We start from the raw sequence: 17,116 nt of genomic DNA, 5'->3' as shown, positions 1-17,116 counted from the left end.
TGTACTTATGGTAGACGAGAAGCTTGCGAAGGAATTGATTCAATTAGCAAATGGCGATAGACTTTTGAGGGAAGAATTAGCCAAAGAAGGTGCACTTGGAAAGGGCTATCATCCGAAAATGGAAGCTGTCCATCGTGCTAACGCGAAACGATTACGTGAAATAATTGACAAGATAGGATATCCCGGTATTTCAAAAGTTGGCGAAGAGGCTAGCGAAGCTGCTTGGTTGATTGTACAGCATGCGGTATCAGAGCCTGTGTTCATGCAAACCTGTTATCAATTGATGAACATGAATAAAGAGGATATTAACTTGGCACACATAGCCTATTTATACGATAGAATACAGTATTTCAAGGGCGAGCCACAGCGTTTTGGAACACAGTTAACTGCGGATGGCGGAATCTATCCTGTGGAAAATAAGGAAGATCTGAACACGTTGCGCCTGCGAATGAATCTGCCCCGGCTCACCAATAGGAAACTCGATACGATCTATCATGTAGAGGAGCTTGCAATTTTAAATCAGCGGGATCCCGACTATACAATCTGGCGAAAGAAAGTAGGCTGGATATAATTCTTTTTAAGTAATGCAAAAATTTCGCCATCCACAAAGCGTCCTTTCTCAAAGAAATAGTCATGCAGGATTCCTTCTGAAACAAGGTTCATTTTTTCAAGCAACTTACGGGAAGCCAAGTTGTCAGGGTCGATAAATGCCTCTATTCGGTTGAGCTTATATTCCTCAAATCCGTAAGAAATAATGGTAGAAATTGCTTCTGTCATAATCCCCTGTTGCCAGAAGTCAGGATGAAGTTCATAGCCGATTTCTGCACGAAAGTGTTCGGAGGAGAAGTTATGGAAACCACAAGAGCCAATCAGCTGATCCGGATTGCCCTTCAGACAGATTGCCCAACGAATTGCTTTCTTTTGTTGAAAATTTTCCTTCCAATTTTTTACGAGCTCATAGGCCTCGTCCATGTGCTGAAAAGTTGGTAGATCAAAATATAGCGTTACCTCATCTTTTGAAAAATAAGAGAATAAAGCCTGAGCATCCGAATGTTGAATCTCACGCAAATAAAGACGTTTAGTCGATAAAATTGGGAATATATCCGATATCATGGACGTAAAAATAATAAAATATGTTTAATTGAAGAATGATGATGTGAATTTTCGACATTTTTTGTATGTTTGTCGAGCGATGACAATGCAACAGGAAAATATTAGGGAAGAAATTATCCTTTCGTCAATGAAAGTATTTGAAACATATGGTTTTACACGAGTTTCAATGCAGGATATTTCTAAAGCTTGTGGTAAAGGTCGTAGTACATTGTATTACTATTTTACGAGCAAAATGGATGTTTTTGATGCGATAGCCGAATGTTTATGTGAACAGGTATTCACAAAAGCAAAGGAAAGCTATAGTCGCGAAGCTTCTTTGGAGGAGAATTTGGTTGGCTTTTTGAGAGCGAAACTGCACCAGATTAATCTGATTACGAAACGTTTTCACCTTGCTTTCGAGGATATGAAATCAGATCCGGCTTTGATGGTGTCCAAGACACGTTATATGTTGGATGATGAAATTAAATTGATTCGTGATATGATCGGGATCGCTATTACCAAAGGGGAGATTCAGTTTTTAGAAGAAAAAGATATCCTCTTCCTCTCGGAAATGCTAGTAACGACTTCCCGTTGTTTTGAACAGGAAGTGTTGCTATTTGACCGGTTTCCTGATTTCGAAGCGCGGCTTGGTTGGTTAATCAGCATTTGTGTAAAAGGGCTAAGGTAGCTGTTTGATATCCAGGCATTAAAAATTGATGAGCATTTGCTCTTTTTTTAGCGTAGAGTTTCGACAAAAATACAAAATATGTCTATTTTGTAGTTGACTCAAAAAATAAGAATGCCTAATAAAAAATATGGTATAACATGATTTTAAATGCAAAAATAGGAAAGGTGACCAGAAAATTAACGGCACAAAAATACCTGCTCGTATTAGTAGAAACGGATGAAAAGATTCAGCCCGAGTCTACTGGTTTATTGGATGCAGCGTTTGATTGCTATGTATTGATACACCGTGAAATCGAACGTTTGGATGAATTGGCGCTTGCATTGGAAGGTATAAATAAAGAAGTGCGACTGGCGCGCAATTTTAATGAGCTGAAAGATAAAGGAATTGTGATCGGTGACTTGAATCAGCTCGCAGTTAAGATATTGAAATAAACTGTTTTATTGAAACAAATCTAAATATGTACAAAATTGTTTACTCCCTATCCCGCAAATTGAAATGGAAGGCCAGCGAGATCTATCAATTCTTATATCAGCGTTTTCCGGAGATCAAAAATATCGATTTATTGCTGGATGATCAGCAATTTTTACTTGTTGTCAAGATTAATAGCCGTTTAGAATTTTCAATTCTAAATATTTGCCAGCAACAAGGCCTTAAGATGCAGTTTGTCCAGGTAGAGGATGTCGATTAAAGATTTGTGAAAATCCAGTTCAGCGCATTGTTATAATGCATAAATTTACATGTCATATTTTTTGATTCAGGCTAGGAAACACTATAAATATAAGGTGTTCACTTCCAAGATCGAGGAAAGCATCGAAAATGGAATATATTGTGTTTTAAACCAAACTTTTTTTAGTACTAAGGGTTATTCTTAACTTATACGGGAGATAATTGGTCTTCCGGATTAGTTAACTAGGGTAGATTTTTATAACAGGTATAAATAATAATTAATTATAGATCATTATATTAATATGGGTACATTTTTAATAAAAGCTTTCGGAACTGAAGCGCCGACAACAGATTTAAAACAGCTGGAAATTCAGCGCCGTGAAGTAACAGCGGGAGATGTGGAGATTGATATTCTCTATTGTGGTGTTTGCCATTCCGATTTACATACTGCACGTAACGAATGGGGCGGGACAGTTTATCCAAATGTTCCCGGTCATGAGATCGTCGGACGGATCACTAAAGTGGGATCTGGCGTGACTAAATTTAAAATTGGCGATCTTGCCGGTGTTGGATGTATGGTGGACAGTTGCCGTGAATGTGAGAGTTGCAAAGAAGGATTGGAGCAATATTGTGAGAATGGAAATATCCAAACATACAATGGTCATGATAAACATCTGAACAAACAGACTTTTGGCGGATACTCAGAGCGGGTTGTAGTGGATCAGGATTTTGTTTTACGGATTCCTGAAAATTTGGACCTGGCAGCAACAGCGCCTTTGCTTTGCGCCGGTATTACAACTTATTCACCTTTACGGCATTGGAAAGTTGGTCCCGGACAGAAGGTAGGTATTGTGGGCATTGGCGGTTTGGGGCACATGGGAGTGAAAATTGCTAAAGCGATGGGGGCACATGTCGTAGTGATAACAACCTCTGAACGTAAAGTGGAAGACGCCAAACGTTTAGGTGCTGACGAAGTCATTCTGTCAACAGATCAGGAACAGATGAAAAAGAATGCCGGCACTTTACATTTTATTTTGGATTGTGTCTCTGCACAACACGATATCAACGCTTACCTGAGCCTATTGAAACGCGATGGATCACTCACGCTTGTGGGAGCTCCGGAACATCCGCTTCCTGTAGCCCCATTTAGCTTGATTCCTGCCCGCAAAAGTTTCTCAGGATCAATGATCGGTGGAATTGCCGAAACGCAAGAAATGCTGGATTTCTGTGGAAAGCATAACATCACTTCGGATATAGAACTCATACGGATGCAGGACATTAACCAAGCCTATGATAGGTTGCTTAAGAGTGATGTAAAATATCGATTTGTGATCGATATGGAAAGCTTAAAGAACTAGGGTGCAAACCGGACAGTGTTAAATTAAAGCAGCTCTAGGTTAATGCTAGGTTTAACACTGTCCAATTAATTTGTTTATCGTTTTGTGAATTTTTTGGTATCATGATATTGAATTAATTAGACGTGTAGCTATTTTGATGGCCTTGTCTCTATTTTTATGGAAGAAAGTAAAGTCGTAGTTTTTTGGTTCCGCAGGGATCTTCGTCTGGAAGACAATGCCGGATTATCCCGGGCATTGGCAACAGGACTCCCTGTGTTGCCGATTTTTATATTTGATGAAGATATTTTACAGCAATTGGAGGATAAATCGGATCGACGTGTAGACTATATCCATCAGGCACTGGAAGCGATAAACCAACAATTAAAGGATTTTGGAGCCACATTGAATACTTTCTATGGGAGTCCTTTCGCAATTTTTAAAACACTACATGAGAAATACAGAATTCATGAAATCTATTGCAATAGAGATTATGAACCTAAAGCAATCAAACGGGATCGCACAATATTTGAATTTTTTAAAGCAGCTGGTATTCCGTTTAAAGCAGTAAAAGATCAAGTTATTTTCGATAAAAATGAGTTGTTGAAAAACGATGGTAGCCCTTATACCATTTATACCCCGTATGCGAAAAAGTGGCGGGAAAAATTAACGACAAAAGATCTTCAACCGCTGGATCATAAAGGAGGACTTTTTGTACAGCAGGCTTATACGCCAATAATTTCGCTGGAAAAAATTGGATTTAAAAAGACAGATTTGACTTTCCATCCGCCACAATTGCGTGCACATATTATTAATAATTACGATAAATACCGAGATTACCCTGCCTTAGCGGGGACAACGAATCTTGGTATAGCGCTACGTTTTGGTACGATCAGTATTCGTCAGTGTGTGACCTTTGCCGGGCAACATAATGCGGTATGGCTGTCAGAGCTCATCTGGCGTGAATTTTTTATGCAAATCTTGTATCATTTTCCAAATGTTGTCAGCGAATCATTTAAAAAGAAATATGATGGTATTCAGTGGCGCAATAATGAAGAGGAATTTGAACGTTGGTGTAAGGGCCAAACGGGCTATCCTTTGGTCGATGCTGGAATGCGGCAATTAAATAGTACGGGTTATATGCATAATCGTGTACGCATGGTAGCGGCTAGTTTTTTATGTAAACATTTATTAATTGATTGGCGATGGGGCGAAGCTTATTTTGCACAAAAGCTCAATGATTATGATCTGTCTGCGAATAACGGCAATTGGCAATGGGCAGCGGGTTGTGGTTGTGATGCGGCACCGTATTTCAGGGTATTTAACCCAATCATTCAGGCTGAAAAATTTGATAAAAAGCAAGAATATAGTAGACAATGGATCCCTGAACTTGGGAGCGAAGCTTATCCCGAACCGATGATAGCACACTCTTTTGCTCGAGAACGTGCGCTAAAGACCTATGCGGCAGCATTGGATAAACGATGACTTAGGATAATCCAATCCCAACTTAACGATCGGTTCAGCTGGGATCGGGCTCCTTAGGACTAGATTTTTATTGCTCCAAAAAATCGGCAACAAATTTGTCGAATGCCTGTGGGTTTTCCGCCTGAACCCAGTGTCCGGCGTTTGGTATCGTTTCAAAGCTGACATTTGGAAATTGCTCTTTGATTTTGACTTTATCTTCAGGAAGAATGTAGCGCGATTTTTCGCCCGCCAGAAATAGCGTAGGACCGGTGTAAATACCAGCTTTTACACTTATTGTGATAAAATCCGCATATTTTTGCTGTAGAACATCTAGATTGAAGCGCCAACCCAGTTTGCGGTCTTCTTTAATATAAACGTTTTTTAACAGAAATTGAACCACTCCCGGATCATCAAGATAAGTTTCAAGTTTTGTCTGTACATCTTTCCTGTTGTCCATACTATTGATATCAACAGCACAGAGCGCATTGAAGATATCTTCGTGATGTGGTGGATAAGCTTTGGGGGCAATATCCGCAATAATCAACTTTTCAACCTGTTCGGGATGGTCAATGGCAAATTGCATGGCAACCTTTCCACCCAGAGAATGGCCCAATAAGAGAATTTTCTTCGACCCGATCGAAGCAATATAGTCGGCTAGATCCTCGACCATATCCTCAATGGACATGCCATCGCTGTGGAAACTTCGACCGTGATTGCGCAGGTCAAGCAAATGTATCTGTCTTTTTTCGCCAAAGCTACGGCCAAAAGATCCCCAGTTGTCTGCCATACCAAAAAGGCCATGCAGAACAACAAGTGGTGTTCCACCATTTTCTGCTCCGTATATTTTGCTGTGTAGTAATTCTTTCACGATATTTCTTTCTTTTAATCGAATTAATGTTGCCTCCAAAAGGCTATTCCTGGGGCTAAGATAACTAAAACATCTTTCCTTATCAAAATGGTAGTGTCGAGGATATATTTGGTAGTGGCCTCTGTTGTTGACCCGCTAATTTTGTCGTAACGAAAACATAATACTATATAAAAGATGAATACTACAGCGTTAATTGTGATAGACATTCAAAATGAATATTTTGAAAATGGCGGAATGGAACTTGTAAACCCTATCGCCGCAAGTGTAAATGCCGGAAAAATAATTAATCATTTTAGAGAAAGAGATGCACCGATTATCCATATTCAGCATATCTCTCCCGATCCTGCAAAAATGCCATTTTTTATAGCAGATACAGTTGCTGCTGATATCCACTCCAGCGTTAAACCGCTAGTGGGAGAGAAAGTGATCCAAAAACACTTTCCAAATAGTTTTAGGGAAACTGAACTCTTAGATTATCTGAAAAACAATCAAATTACTGAACTCGTTATTGTAGGTATGATGACGCACATGTGTATTGATGCCACAACGCGGGCAGCGGTTGATTTTGGTTTTGCATGTACAGTAATAGGGGATGCCTGTGCAACACGCGACCTGGAAATTAATGATGTTACGGTGAAAGCTGAGGATGTACAGCATGCCTTTCTCGCAGCATTAGAATTCTTCTATGCGCAGATTCAGACGACAGAAACATACCTGGCGCACAATTAAATGATCTCAGCTGACAGTTTATAGCAATGTTGCTTACTGTCAGCTTTTTTATAATTCGTAGAGATTATCGGCTCGGGACAACCGGTCATAAATCTTTTACCGAAGTTCCTTGATAAATGCACTGATGGTTTTGCCTGTCTGAGCCTTAAAAAAACGCATCAGGTGATTAGGCTCAGAAAAATTCAGATCAAAGGCAATTTCACTGATTGACTTGCCTGAATGTATCAGCAACTCCTGCACTTCAAATAATAATCGTTGTTTGAGTAATTGTGTCGCCGTGGTATTGAATTGTGCCTTAACAGCATGATTCAATGTGATCCGGCTAACGCCCATCAGTGCGGTATAGTCTTTAATCCGCTGTTTCTGTTGAATATGCTGTTCGAGTAACATCCTGAACTGATACGCAAAATTATTCTCAGGCTTTTGTATAGAAAGTCCATTCAATCGGGCATATTTTCGATTCAAGGTCTGGAGTAAATAATAAAGCAAAGAGCGTATAATATGTGCACTGTCTGCTTGTGTTTGAACAAGCTCTGATTTTATTTCCGCCAGCAGCGTATAGAATTTAGATAGATGTACATCATCAGCTGCTATTTTTACAGTATGGTGTGACTGATAGAAATACAGTAGGCGATACGTAAAAAGCTTATCTGCGAAAAATTCATTGAGAAAATCTTCCTGAAAAATCAATGTGGTAAATTCCAGATGCGTAGGATCCAGTTCGAAGGTATGTTTCTGAAAGGCGGAAATAAAAATAATGTTGTTGTCCGTTAATTCGATGACTTCCTGATTCAATCGCAAACGTCCCTTAGCCTTTTTGAAAAACAAAATTTCAAAAAAGTCTTTATGATAGGTCTCGCGATGTGTATAGTCCGTCTCCTGTTGATTTAGTACGTTTAATAGAAATTCAACACCGCATTCGCCCTTATGGAATTTTATTGTTTTCAATAGCAGTAAACTTTAAACATCAAAAGTACTAATCTTAAAGCTAAATTAAATAACGATTTATATGCACAATCTTACACCAATATAATTGAGCGAATGAACTTTATATAATTCATTTAACAGTGGGGATAAAAATACTTTTTGAAATAATTTCAGAATTTAGGTGAAAAGTGACGATAGTCACTTTTTTATTGAAAGAATTCATCGACCTTTATTATCGTAATCAAATACAAACTTAAATATAGATGTTCATCCCACTTGAATCGTTAGAACGTCCGCATCACACATTTTTTAAGCAAACTATTGCGTACTTATTGGAATAATCTAGTTAGTCCTACAAAAATATATTATTTGGGGGTTTTCTCGTCACGAGAGGCCCCTTATATTTTTTAAAGGATTCGGCGGCGGTATTTGTGCTTTTGTTCATGATCCATCCTTCCAGCTCTGATATCGTCGAATATATTTTATTTCTTTTTTGTCAAATTCCAAATCAAGACCATGATATGATTTTTTACACTGTTTAATCGGCTATTTTTGATTGCTTCAATAGAAGTTATTTTAAGGCCAACTCAACATAATGAAAAAAAAAGAGTACGTCATTTCTCTTAAAATGGAGGATTTGACGCGTGAGCTGCTGTTTCCGCAACGCAGCAAGGAATATANNTTATGGTGCTAGAGTCTACAAGTGACAATATGCATATTCAGCGCAATTGCCATTATCGTGCTTCTTTTTTTGGAGTATTGTTGGCTGAGGAGGGTATTTCCTATTATCGGGTGGGAGACTATGAATATGAGCTTCAAAAAGGCGACATTCTTTTTTGTGTCCCACAGGAGGTTTTCAAAGTCATTTACTTTTCCGCGGATGTCAGGCAAAAGCAAATTTTCTTTTCCATAGATATGCTATCGGATGCCGGCTTTAATTATCGGTCAAATGATATGTTAAAGAATTTCTCCAACAACCCCTCCTATATCATTCGTGGCGAGCAACACCTCTACAGAAGATTGGCATTTTATATTAAGGAACTTGCTTATCTCAATGATTTTAAGAATACGGTCTATTATAGTAATGAGATGATCTGGCATTATTTTTCTTTATTGATGTACGATATTGAGAACTATTCCAAAAACTTTCGGCAACAGGCAAGTTTTTCTTCCCGGGAAGAAGAGATTACGAGTGCTTTTTTTGCACTTGTCCGGGAATATTATGTCGAACATCACGACGTTCAGTTTTACGCGGATCGTTTATTTGTCAGTCGAAAGTATCTCACGAAAGTTGTCAAGAAAGCCATGTCGCGCACCCCAAAAGAAATTATTAACCAGGTACTCCTTATCGAGGCAAAAATTCTCTTAAAAAACTCGACAAATAACATCAGTCAGGTGGCCTGTTTACTTAATTTTTCAGATCAAACGGTTTTCAGCAAATTTTTCAAAAAACATACCGAAAGAAATCCCAGTGACTACAAAATGGACGACCTTTTTTAAGTAATTCTTGCTGTTCCAATAGCAATCCGAACAAAGGTGCTTTTACTGCGTACGATAGTAAAAGCACCTTTGTTTTTAGGGCCTGAGCTATCCTGTTTGGCGTCTTTTAAACAAATTTTGGCGTCTTTGCGCCGAATTTAGACTTCGGTTTTTTTGGACTTTTGCTACACATATAATTAAAAGCAAAATCCATTATGAAGCAAAACGTCGTTAAAAAACGCACCACGAACTTGTTTATTGCGCTGGTATTATTATCCAGCTGTACGGGTAAACGGCAGGGGGACGGATATCAGCAGGGACCTGCGGAGGTACTTTTTGATACTGTGACAACGGGCGATGCAACGATTCGAAATGAATATGCTAGTGCCATTGAAGGCCTTTCCAATATAGAAATACGGCCCCAGGTGAACGGTTATCTCCAGAAAATATTCGTAGATGAAGGGGACTATGTTCGCGCCGGACAGACGCTATTCAAAATTGAAGATCGGATCTTCCGCGAACAGTTGACCAATGCAAAGGCTGCATTGGCTGTTGCTGAATCAAATCTACTGACTGCTAAAATTGAATTAGATCGAAAAACGGAGCTGACCAAAAGCCGTATTGTTTCGGATATTCAGATGCAAGAGGCTCAGGCGAGCTATGCCGCCGCAAATGCGTCTGTGGCACAGGCCAGATCAGCGATAGCTTCGGCACAGATCAATCTGGATTTTTCGGTGATCAAATCGCCTGTGAATGGCTATATCGGTCGCTTCAACTATCGTTTGGGGAGTTTGCTGTCTACGACAAATCAGGAAGCCATTACAGTCGTTTCGGATAATCATCAGGTATATGCCTATTTTAGCTTGAGCGAACGTGATTTCGTGCGATTTCAACGTGAGCATACCGGAAGTACTGTGGCCGAGAAACTGCAAAATGCGGCGCCCGTTGCACTATTATTATCGGACGGACAAGAGTATGCTACAAAAGGGCGAATAGATGCCGTTGAAGGTCAGTTCAATAAGAATACGGGTTCGATTACCTTCCGTGCCAAATTTGATAATCCCAATGCTGCGCTGCGCAGTGGTAACACCGGAAAAATTGTGATGGTTCAACAATTGAAGGAAATGCCATTATTACCTATCGCGTCGACAGTGACCTACCAAGATAAGGTCTTTGCCTATACCGTCGATAAGGAAAATAAAGTCGTACAGATACCCGTGGCTATTTCAGGAAAATCTGAAGATAATTTTATCATTCGCGAAGGATTAAAACAGGGCGACCGTTATATCGCACAAGGATTCGAACGTCTGCAGCCCGGAATGCCGGTTACAGCACAAAAGCAAACTCAAAACAAAAAATAAAGCAGCAATTTCATGTTAAAAAAAATAATTAAACGACCGGTATTGGCCACCGTGATTTCTGTTTTATTGGTCATTCTCGGTGTTGTCGGTATGCTCAGCCTGCCCATTACCAAATTTCCCGATATTGCCCCACCTACTGTTATGGTGACCGCTGTGTATCCCGGTGCAAATGCCGAAACAATCGCACGTTCCGTCGCCCCACCCATTGAAAACGCTATTAATGGGGTTGAAAATATGGATTACATTTCATCAACGGCAAGCAATGACGGTACATTAAATATTACGGTAATCTTCAAATTAGGTACCGATCCGGATCAGGCTGCTATCAATGTTCAGAACCGTGTCGCGCAGGTGACCAACCAGCTGCCGGCAGAAGTGATCCAAAGTGGAATCACCACCTTAAAACGTCAAAATAGCATGATTGCGATGGTCACGCTGACAAGTAAAGATGGTACCATGGATGATCTCTTTCTCGAAAACTACAGCAAAATAAATGTAGTACCCGAGCTTAAGCGTATCAAAGGAGTAGGCGACGCAATGGTATATGGAAATAAGGACTACGCCATGCGCGTATGGTTAGATCCAAATAAACTGAATAGCTACAACCTGACACCAAGTGATGTGTCGCGCGCCATCCAGTCCCAAAATCTGGAAGCAGCTCCAGGTAGGTTTGGTGAGCAGAGCACAGAGGTGAAAGAGTACGTGATGCGCTATAAGGGGAAATTCACCGAACCTCGGCAATATGAAGATATTGTTATTCGGGCGCAGAACGATGGTTCGGTATTGCGTCTGAAAGATGTTGCCAAAGTTGAATTTGCAGCTTATAGCTATACCGTGGCATCCAACTATAACAAGAAACCTGCCGTCACCATGGCAATTTTCCAGATGAGCGGATCAAATGCCAATGAGGTACAAATTGCATTACAAAAGCGCATGGAAGAACTGCAGAAATCTTTTCCGGGAACGATGGAGTACAAAATACCATATGCAACCAAAGAATCACTGGATCAGTCGATTGACCAGGTCATTAAAACCTTGATCGAAGCCTTTATTTTGGTATTTATTGTGGTATTTATATTCTTACAAGATTTTCGTTCGACTTTGATTCCGGCCATCGCCGTTCCGGTTTCCATTGTAGGGACATTTTTCTTTATGAAAATATTTGGGTTTTCAATTAATATACTGACGCTTTTCGCCTTGGTACTCGCAATCGGAATTGTTGTCGATGATGCCATTGTTGTTGTCGAAGCCGTACATGCCAAAATGGAACGGCGAAAACTAAATGCCAAAGCCGCTACGATGTCTGCCATGGGGGAAATTTCGGGTGCTATTGTTTCGATTACGCTGGTGATGTCCGCAGTATTTGTCCCAGTAGCATTTATGGACGGTTCCACAGGTTTGTTTTATCAGCAATTCGCGTTGACATTGGCGATCGCAATTGTCATTTCAGCCGTAAATGCCCTGACACTGAGTCCGGCCTTATGTGCAATCTTATTGAAAACCCATGTGGATCATTCGCATGAAAATCATAAGGTTACATTCAAACAACGTTTTTTTGCCGGATTTAATGCGGGTTTTGATAAACTTACTTTTCGTTATGGAAAAGCAATTCTAACGATGATCAAACGCAAGTGGATCGCATTTTTACTTTTGGCTGTGTTTGGTGGCTTGTTTGCCTGGTACTCCATGAATACTCCAAAAGGTTTTATCCCGGATGAAGATCAGTCGTTTATCATTGTGACGGCCAACCTGGCTGCCGGAACGTCTAAAGACCGGACCACCGTGCTGATGTCCGATACCGAAAACAAGTTGATGGCGCATCCCGCAGTTCGTGAGGTAATCTCCGTGAATGGCTTAAGTCTATTTACCGGAGCAATGTCTTCCGCTGCCGGTACTTTCTTTATTCGCCTGAAAGCTGAAAAAGAACGTGGCGAAGTGCAGAATCTCGGAGCGATTATGGGCGAGCTGCAGGGGATGCTTGCGCAGGATAAACGAGCGAACTTTCTTGTATTAAACACACCTACGGTAGACGGATTTGGTAATTCGAGTGGTATGGAGCTGGTTTTACAGGACAGAACAAATGCGGAATTGCAAAAACTTGGCAACATATCCTATGGCATGATGGGCGCATTGATGCAAAGACCGGAGATTGCCATGGCCTTTACTACTTTTGATGTTTCCTACCCACAATACGAAGTTGCTGTGGACGAAGCGAAAGCCGCACAGCTCGGTGTGGCTGTTAGTGATGTACTTGGCGTTATGCAAGGATATTACGGCAGCATACAGGCTTCGGACTTTAATCGCTTCGGTAAATATTATCGTGTACTGGTACAGGCAACTCCGGAATCCCGGACAGATGAAAAATCATTGCAGGGGGTGTTTGTGAAAAATAACCGGCAGGACATGATCCCGATCAGTACGCTGGTGAGGATCCAACCCGTTACCGGCCCAGAGGTGGTGGAGCGTTTTAACTTATTCAATGCATCAAACCTTACGGTAATGCCGGCTCCGGGATATAGTACGGGGCAGGCGATGTCAGCTATCCAGGAGGTAGCCAAGCAGCTGCTCCCACCAGGTTATACCTTCGATTACAAAGGCATGAGCCGCGAAGAAAACATGGCGACATCACAGACTACAATAATTTTTGTGCTCTGTATTGTATTTGTTTATTTCTTGTTATCTGCACAATATGAAAGCTACATATTACCTTTTTCCGTACTGCTCTCCATTCCTGTGGGATTATCAGGCGTGTTTATCGGAATTGGTATGGCCGGAATTGCAAATAATATCTATGTACAGATTGCTATGGTGATGCTCATTGGGCTACTGGCAAAGAATGGAATTCTGATTGTCGAGTTTTCAAGCCAGCGCCGAAAAGCCGGAAAGAGCTTGATTGCGGCAGCGGTAGAAGGTGCAAAAGCGCGGCTAAGACCTATCTTAATGACGTCATTGGCTTTTATTACGGGAATTGTGCCGCTCGTTTTTGTTGTAGGACCTTCAGCAATGGGTAATCATTCCATTGGCTATGCTGCCATTTTTGGCATGCTGGTGGGGACAGTATTAGGGATATTCCTAACCCCTGTACTCTTTGTGGTATTTCAGTACTTCCACGAAAGATTGAATGGCCGTGAGCTGGATGAAAGTGAATGGGAGTACTAATTAAGGATGATATAATATGAAACAGATAAAAAGAAATTGCCAGTACGGTATGGTGCTGCTAGCGACTATCGCAGTGCTGCATGCCTGCCGCGTACCACAATACGCTGGGAACGAGATGAAACCGGTCGATCGTTATCGAAATCAGGAGGAGGTGCAAGAACGCGATAGTAGTATCGCAAAGATCTCTTATCGCGATTTTTTTAAAGACGAAATGCTCATTTCTCTTTTGGACAGTGCTTTGAAAAAAAATAATGATCTGAATGTTGCCCTGAAGCAGATTGAATTTGCTTCGGAAGGGTATAAGCAAGCCAAGTGGCTGAATGTGCCTTTGCTAAATGCAAATCTTGCCAATGTGGGGATTAACCGCCCTTCTGACAACAGCATGAACGGTATGATGGCCAGTCAGTTTATGGGACAAAAATATACCATGGATTATACATCATCCATTCAGCTATCCTGGGAAGCCGATATCTGGGGGAAATTGAAAGGACAAAAGCAGGAGGCCTTAGTGGATTTTCTTAAAACACAGGAGGCAGCGCGCGCGATTAAGACACGTTTGGTGGCTGAGGTCGTTCAAGGGTATTACAACCTATTGCTGCTGGATCGACAGTTGGAGATAACAAAACGTAATCTGGGATTTGCGGATAGCACGTTATTCATTCTCAATAAACAGGTTGAATTGGGGCTGACAAACATACTTTCCGTACAACAGCAAGAGGTGGCGCGGGATCAGGTAGCTAAACAGATTCCAGCAATTGAAGCCCGAATTCACGTACAGGAAAATGCATTGAGCATTTTAGTGGGTGAGGTGCCGGGGCCAGTAAAAAGAACTACCCGATTGGATCAGGTTCAGTCGCCGACCAATCTCTCGCTGGGGGTTCCTGCAAATCTGTTAAGCTACCGGCCGGATCTGCGCAGCAGCGAATTGGATGTCCGACGTAGCCTGGCCTCCATACACATCGCCCGGGCAAGTATGTATCCAAATTTAAATATCACTGCTCAGGGCGGATTAAATGCATTTAAAGCCAATAACTGGTTTAATTTGCCTGGCTCACTGTTTGCCGCAGCAACTGGAACTATCGTACAACCGATTCTGAATGGAAGACAGTTAAAAACACGTTTAGAACAATCAAAAATTACGAAGGATCAAATGGAACTGAATTTCAAACAGACGATGTTAAAAGCAGTCGGTGAAGTGTCCGATGCGCTGATTCAGCTTGAGAAATCAAACGAACAACTGGAGACTTCCAATCTGCAGGTAGAACGCTCCGCACAGCTCGTGCAGAACGCCTTGCTGCTTTATAAATTTAATGAAGCAACATATTTGGAAGTAATTGTGGCACAGACCAATCGCTTGCAGGCCGAACTGGATCAGGCTACGGTGAAATCACAGAAAATTAATGCCATAACATCCCTTTACCGTGCTTTGGGAGGCGGCTGGCTCTAATAGCAGCATCTTAATATACGAACGAAATGAAAACAATAAACATGCTGATTCTGATCAATCCAAGTCAAAATCGCCGCGAAACTGAAAAGATGGCCTACGCATGTAGTGCTGATCGGTTTATACTTGTTGATGCCGATCTGGATTTTGCGGACCAGCTAGCCTTAATCCTTGAAAAAAGAAGGCAAAAAGTGGCTATCATACCGCACTTGGAAGGGTTGGAACAGCTGTTTTCAACTGTGGAAGATTTTCCTTACAGCATCGCCGTGGAATACTATGGAGCAGGCATAGGTCGGTAATTTGAATTTAAATTATAAAAATAACGATGATGAGTTATATGCAACTTTTTGCGGTAGGTAGGGGAATTCTACTGCGACGGAAGGAACTTGAAACCTATATTTTTTTACTGGTTCCGACAGTGATATCCATTTCTTTTAATCTAGATGACAAGGTATTCACGATGATGGTGAAATCAACAAAAAAAGTAGATGAATTGATTATTCGTCTGATGGAGCAAAAAAAGTTGAAAATAAGTCTTTTGGACTTTGAAGAGGAGCCTGCCAAAAAAGGCGTTTTTTAGAAAAGTTATTCCGGAAAGATATTGATCTTAACGATCTTAGGAAATATCTTTCCGGATATAATGCCTAATTGAAAATACCATTCTCCGCCGTTAAAATCACTGGAGCGCCATCTGTAATCATAATGGTATGTTCATGTTGTGCCATGTAACCGCCTTTGTCACCAACCATCGTCCAGCCATCATTTAATTCAGTAGCGTAAGTGGAAGAGGTGGAAATAAAGGTTTCGATAGCAACAATTGAATTTTTCTTAAACCGTCTCTGGTCAAATCTATTCTTATAGTTGAGCAACTCATCTGGCTCTTCGTGTAGACTACGTCCGATGCCATGTCCACCTAGATTTTTGATCACTTTATAACCTCTCTTTTTTGCTTCTGTTTCCATTAGCTGGCCAATGTCCGCAATTTTAACACCGCCACGGATATTTTTTATGGTTTTTTGAAGTATTTCCTTTGAAGCGTCTACCAATTTCTGATGGTTATGAATATCCTGACCGATTACAAAAGAAGCCCCGTTATCAGCCCAAAAACCATCCAGCTCAGCCGATACATCAATATTAATAAGATCTCCTTCCTGTAATAAACGGTCCGCAGCAGGAACACCATGACAGAATTCGTTGTCTACACTGATACAAGTCCAGCCCGGGAAATTATAGGTCAACGCTGGCGCTGATTTGGCACCATATGCAGTTAATATCTTTGCGCCATATTCATCTAATTCTTTGGTTGACATGCCTACCTTGGCATAATCGCACATCGCTTTAAGCGTTTTGGCGACTGCCGCACTCGCTTTTTGCATTCCGGTCAATTCGTTCTCGTTGGTAATAGACATTGCGCTTTTTTTGTGTTTTTGCTTATTGAATTAAAGATAGACAAAGGTCTTAAAAAAAATTAGATAATCCCATAAAGAAAAGCAGGGCTAATGATTGCAAGAGGAATTACGGGAGTTTTGGTATAAGAAAGGCCTGCTTTCGTATAAAATCTCAACTGGCGATAGTTTTAAATGATAGATTTGTGATAAATCTCGGATGAATATAAACTGAGAAGCGATCGAATTTTGGGTGCAATTTTAAATTTATAACATGAAAGCGAAGCAGATATTGATTTTTAAAAGCTCTGTGAGAACAAAGGAGAAGAAGACCTTTCTGATGCAGCTGCTAAAGCTCCATCTACCGCAGATACAGTCGGCTACCTTGGATCTGGATGATGAAGACGCCATCTTTCGGGTAGAAACAGAGGACTGTTCCGTAGATCTATTGACAGCTTTGTTGCATAGACATGGTATAAAAGTTGATTTTTTGGACCGCTTTGTCCTTGCTTAGCTCTAT

Annotated in this window: 18 protein-coding genes; 14 read left to right on the top strand and 4 right to left on the bottom strand. The window is 40.9% G+C overall.

What is annotated here, in order from left to right; genetic code table 11:
- Positions 1 to 7: 7 nt before the first annotated feature.
- Positions 8 to 571, top strand: a complete 564-nt coding sequence (locus B4G94_RS06525) for a DUF6624 domain-containing protein (RefSeq protein ID WP_165306397.1) — start codon at positions 8 to 10, stop codon at positions 569 to 571.
- Here the strand turns inward: B4G94_RS06525 and B4G94_RS06520 are convergent.
- Positions 535 to 1,068 (bottom strand): GNAT family N-acetyltransferase, encoded by a 534-nt coding sequence (locus B4G94_RS06520; RefSeq protein WP_286857844.1) that lies wholly within the window; start codon positions 1,066 to 1,068, stop codon positions 535 to 537. The two genes, B4G94_RS06525 and B4G94_RS06520, sit on opposite strands and share 37 nt — an antisense overlap.
- A 124-nt stretch (positions 1,069 to 1,192) precedes the next feature.
- Between B4G94_RS06520 and B4G94_RS06515 the strand changes: the two genes are divergently transcribed.
- The 5 genes from B4G94_RS06515 to B4G94_RS06495 all read left to right on the top strand — a co-directional run bounded on the left by B4G94_RS06515 (position 1,193) and on the right by B4G94_RS06495 (position 5,265).
- Positions 1,193 to 1,780, top strand: coding sequence for a TetR/AcrR family transcriptional regulator (locus B4G94_RS06515; protein ID WP_349681860.1), 588 nt, complete (start codon positions 1,193 to 1,195; stop codon positions 1,778 to 1,780).
- Between the two features lie 137 nt (positions 1,781 to 1,917).
- Positions 1,918 to 2,211 carry a hypothetical protein gene (locus B4G94_RS06510; RefSeq protein ID WP_108632098.1) on the top strand — a complete coding sequence of 98 codons (294 nt, stop codon included), beginning with the start codon at positions 1,918 to 1,920 and terminating at the stop codon, positions 2,209 to 2,211.
- A 26-nt stretch (positions 2,212 to 2,237) separates the two neighbouring features.
- Positions 2,238 to 2,468, top strand: a complete 231-nt coding sequence (locus B4G94_RS06505) for a hypothetical protein (RefSeq protein WP_286857843.1) — start codon at positions 2,238 to 2,240, stop codon at positions 2,466 to 2,468.
- 280 nt (positions 2,469 to 2,748) lie between these two features.
- Positions 2,749 to 3,804 carry an NAD(P)-dependent alcohol dehydrogenase gene (locus B4G94_RS06500; protein WP_286857842.1) on the top strand — a complete coding sequence of 352 codons (1,056 nt, stop codon included), beginning with the start codon at positions 2,749 to 2,751 and terminating at the stop codon, positions 3,802 to 3,804.
- Positions 3,805 to 3,960: 156 nt separating this feature from the next.
- Positions 3,961 to 5,265, top strand: a complete 1,305-nt coding sequence (locus B4G94_RS06495; RefSeq protein WP_286857841.1) for a cryptochrome/photolyase family protein — start codon at positions 3,961 to 3,963, stop codon at positions 5,263 to 5,265.
- A 67-nt stretch (positions 5,266 to 5,332) separates the two neighbouring features.
- Here the strand turns inward: B4G94_RS06495 and B4G94_RS06490 are convergent, their stop codons facing one another.
- Positions 5,333 to 6,112: an alpha/beta fold hydrolase gene (locus B4G94_RS06490; RefSeq protein ID WP_219929284.1), complete on the bottom strand. Its 780-nt coding sequence runs from the start codon at positions 6,110 to 6,112 to the stop codon at positions 5,333 to 5,335.
- A 174-nt stretch (positions 6,113 to 6,286) separates the two neighbouring features.
- On the opposite strand from B4G94_RS06490, the gene B4G94_RS06485 reads away from it, so the two are divergent.
- The gene (locus B4G94_RS06485; protein WP_286857838.1) at positions 6,287 to 6,841 is read left to right on the top strand and encodes a cysteine hydrolase family protein; all 555 of its coding nucleotides are present in this window, start codon (positions 6,287 to 6,289) and stop codon (positions 6,839 to 6,841) included.
- 96 nt (positions 6,842 to 6,937) lie between these two features.
- On the opposite strand, the gene B4G94_RS06480 is transcribed toward B4G94_RS06485, so the two are convergent.
- Positions 6,938 to 7,789, bottom strand: coding sequence for a helix-turn-helix domain-containing protein (locus tag B4G94_RS06480; protein WP_108632093.1), 852 nt, complete (start codon positions 7,787 to 7,789; stop codon positions 6,938 to 6,940).
- 663 nt (positions 7,790 to 8,452) lie between these two features.
- On the opposite strand from B4G94_RS06480, the gene B4G94_RS06475 reads away from it, so the two are divergent.
- The 6 genes from B4G94_RS06475 (at position 8,453) to B4G94_RS06450 (ending at position 15,791) form a co-directional block, all read left to right on the top strand.
- Positions 8,453 to 9,268, top strand: coding sequence for a helix-turn-helix transcriptional regulator (locus B4G94_RS06475; RefSeq protein ID WP_286857837.1), 816 nt, complete (start codon positions 8,453 to 8,455; stop codon positions 9,266 to 9,268).
- A 194-nt stretch (positions 9,269 to 9,462) separates the two neighbouring features.
- Entirely contained in the window at positions 9,463 to 10,608 is a 1,146-nt protein-coding gene (locus B4G94_RS06470; protein ID WP_108632091.1) for an efflux RND transporter periplasmic adaptor subunit, read from the top strand.
- A 12-nt stretch (positions 10,609 to 10,620) separates the two neighbouring features.
- On the top strand, positions 10,621 to 13,767 hold the full coding sequence (locus B4G94_RS06465) for an efflux RND transporter permease subunit (protein ID WP_286857836.1): 3,147 nt from the start codon (positions 10,621 to 10,623) through the stop codon (positions 13,765 to 13,767).
- Positions 13,768 to 13,783: 16 nt separating this feature from the next.
- Entirely contained in the window at positions 13,784 to 15,214 is a 1,431-nt protein-coding gene (locus B4G94_RS06460) for a TolC family protein (protein WP_286857835.1), read from the top strand.
- A 26-nt stretch (positions 15,215 to 15,240) separates the two neighbouring features.
- Complete coding sequence (locus B4G94_RS06455; RefSeq protein WP_108632088.1) at positions 15,241 to 15,510, top strand: hypothetical protein; 270 nt, start codon at positions 15,241 to 15,243, stop codon at positions 15,508 to 15,510.
- A 26-nt stretch (positions 15,511 to 15,536) separates the two neighbouring features.
- On the top strand, positions 15,537 to 15,791 hold the full coding sequence (locus B4G94_RS06450) for a hypothetical protein (protein WP_146190955.1): 255 nt from the start codon (positions 15,537 to 15,539) through the stop codon (positions 15,789 to 15,791).
- A gap of 64 nt (positions 15,792 to 15,855) precedes the next feature.
- Here the strand turns inward: B4G94_RS06450 and map are convergent, their stop codons facing one another.
- Positions 15,856 to 16,620, bottom strand: coding sequence for a type I methionyl aminopeptidase (map, locus tag B4G94_RS06445; RefSeq protein ID WP_286857834.1), 765 nt, complete (start codon positions 16,618 to 16,620; stop codon positions 15,856 to 15,858).
- 250 nt (positions 16,621 to 16,870) lie between these two features.
- Here map and B4G94_RS06440 point away from each other — a divergent pair, with 250 nt between their 5' ends.
- Positions 16,871 to 17,110 carry a hypothetical protein gene (locus tag B4G94_RS06440; RefSeq protein ID WP_104382394.1) on the top strand — a complete coding sequence of 80 codons (240 nt, stop codon included), beginning with the start codon at positions 16,871 to 16,873 and terminating at the stop codon, positions 17,108 to 17,110.
- Positions 17,111 to 17,116: the final 6 nt, after the last annotated feature.

It is taken from the genome of Sphingobacterium sp. UBA7625 (genome assembly GCF_002484085.1).
Lineage (GTDB): Bacteria > Bacteroidota > Bacteroidia > Sphingobacteriales > Sphingobacteriaceae > Sphingobacterium > Sphingobacterium athyrii.
Note: the sequence above shows the minus strand (reverse complement) of the source record. Positions and strands in the feature narration are given on the sequence as shown.

Coding starts and splice junctions, on each gene's coding strand:
- B4G94_RS06525 (WP_165306397.1), top strand. CDS start 8: ATGGTAGACGAGAAGCTTGCGAAGGAATTGATTCAATTAGCAAATGGC.
- B4G94_RS06515 (WP_349681860.1), top strand. CDS start 1,193: ATGACAATGCAACAGGAAAATATTAGGGAAGAAATTATCCTTTCGTCA.
- B4G94_RS06510 (WP_108632098.1), top strand. CDS start 1,918: ATGATTTTAAATGCAAAAATAGGAAAGGTGACCAGAAAATTAACGGCA.
- B4G94_RS06505 (WP_286857843.1), top strand. CDS start 2,238: ATGTACAAAATTGTTTACTCCCTATCCCGCAAATTGAAATGGAAGGCC.
- B4G94_RS06500 (WP_286857842.1), top strand. CDS start 2,749: ATGGGTACATTTTTAATAAAAGCTTTCGGAACTGAAGCGCCGACAACA.
- B4G94_RS06495 (WP_286857841.1), top strand. CDS start 3,961: ATGGAAGAAAGTAAAGTCGTAGTTTTTTGGTTCCGCAGGGATCTTCGT.
- B4G94_RS06485 (WP_286857838.1), top strand. CDS start 6,287: ATGAATACTACAGCGTTAATTGTGATAGACATTCAAAATGAATATTTT.
- B4G94_RS06475 (WP_286857837.1), top strand. CDS start 8,453: ATGGTGCTAGAGTCTACAAGTGACAATATGCATATTCAGCGCAATTGC.
- B4G94_RS06470 (WP_108632091.1), top strand. CDS start 9,463: ATGAAGCAAAACGTCGTTAAAAAACGCACCACGAACTTGTTTATTGCG.
- B4G94_RS06465 (WP_286857836.1), top strand. CDS start 10,621: ATGTTAAAAAAAATAATTAAACGACCGGTATTGGCCACCGTGATTTCT.
- B4G94_RS06460 (WP_286857835.1), top strand. CDS start 13,784: ATGAAACAGATAAAAAGAAATTGCCAGTACGGTATGGTGCTGCTAGCG.
- B4G94_RS06455 (WP_108632088.1), top strand. CDS start 15,241: ATGAAAACAATAAACATGCTGATTCTGATCAATCCAAGTCAAAATCGC.
- B4G94_RS06450 (WP_146190955.1), top strand. CDS start 15,537: ATGATGAGTTATATGCAACTTTTTGCGGTAGGTAGGGGAATTCTACTG.
- map (WP_286857834.1), bottom strand. CDS start 16,620: ATGTCTATTACCAACGAGAACGAATTGACCGGAATGCAAAAAGCGAGT.
- B4G94_RS06440 (WP_104382394.1), top strand. CDS start 16,871: ATGAAAGCGAAGCAGATATTGATTTTTAAAAGCTCTGTGAGAACAAAG.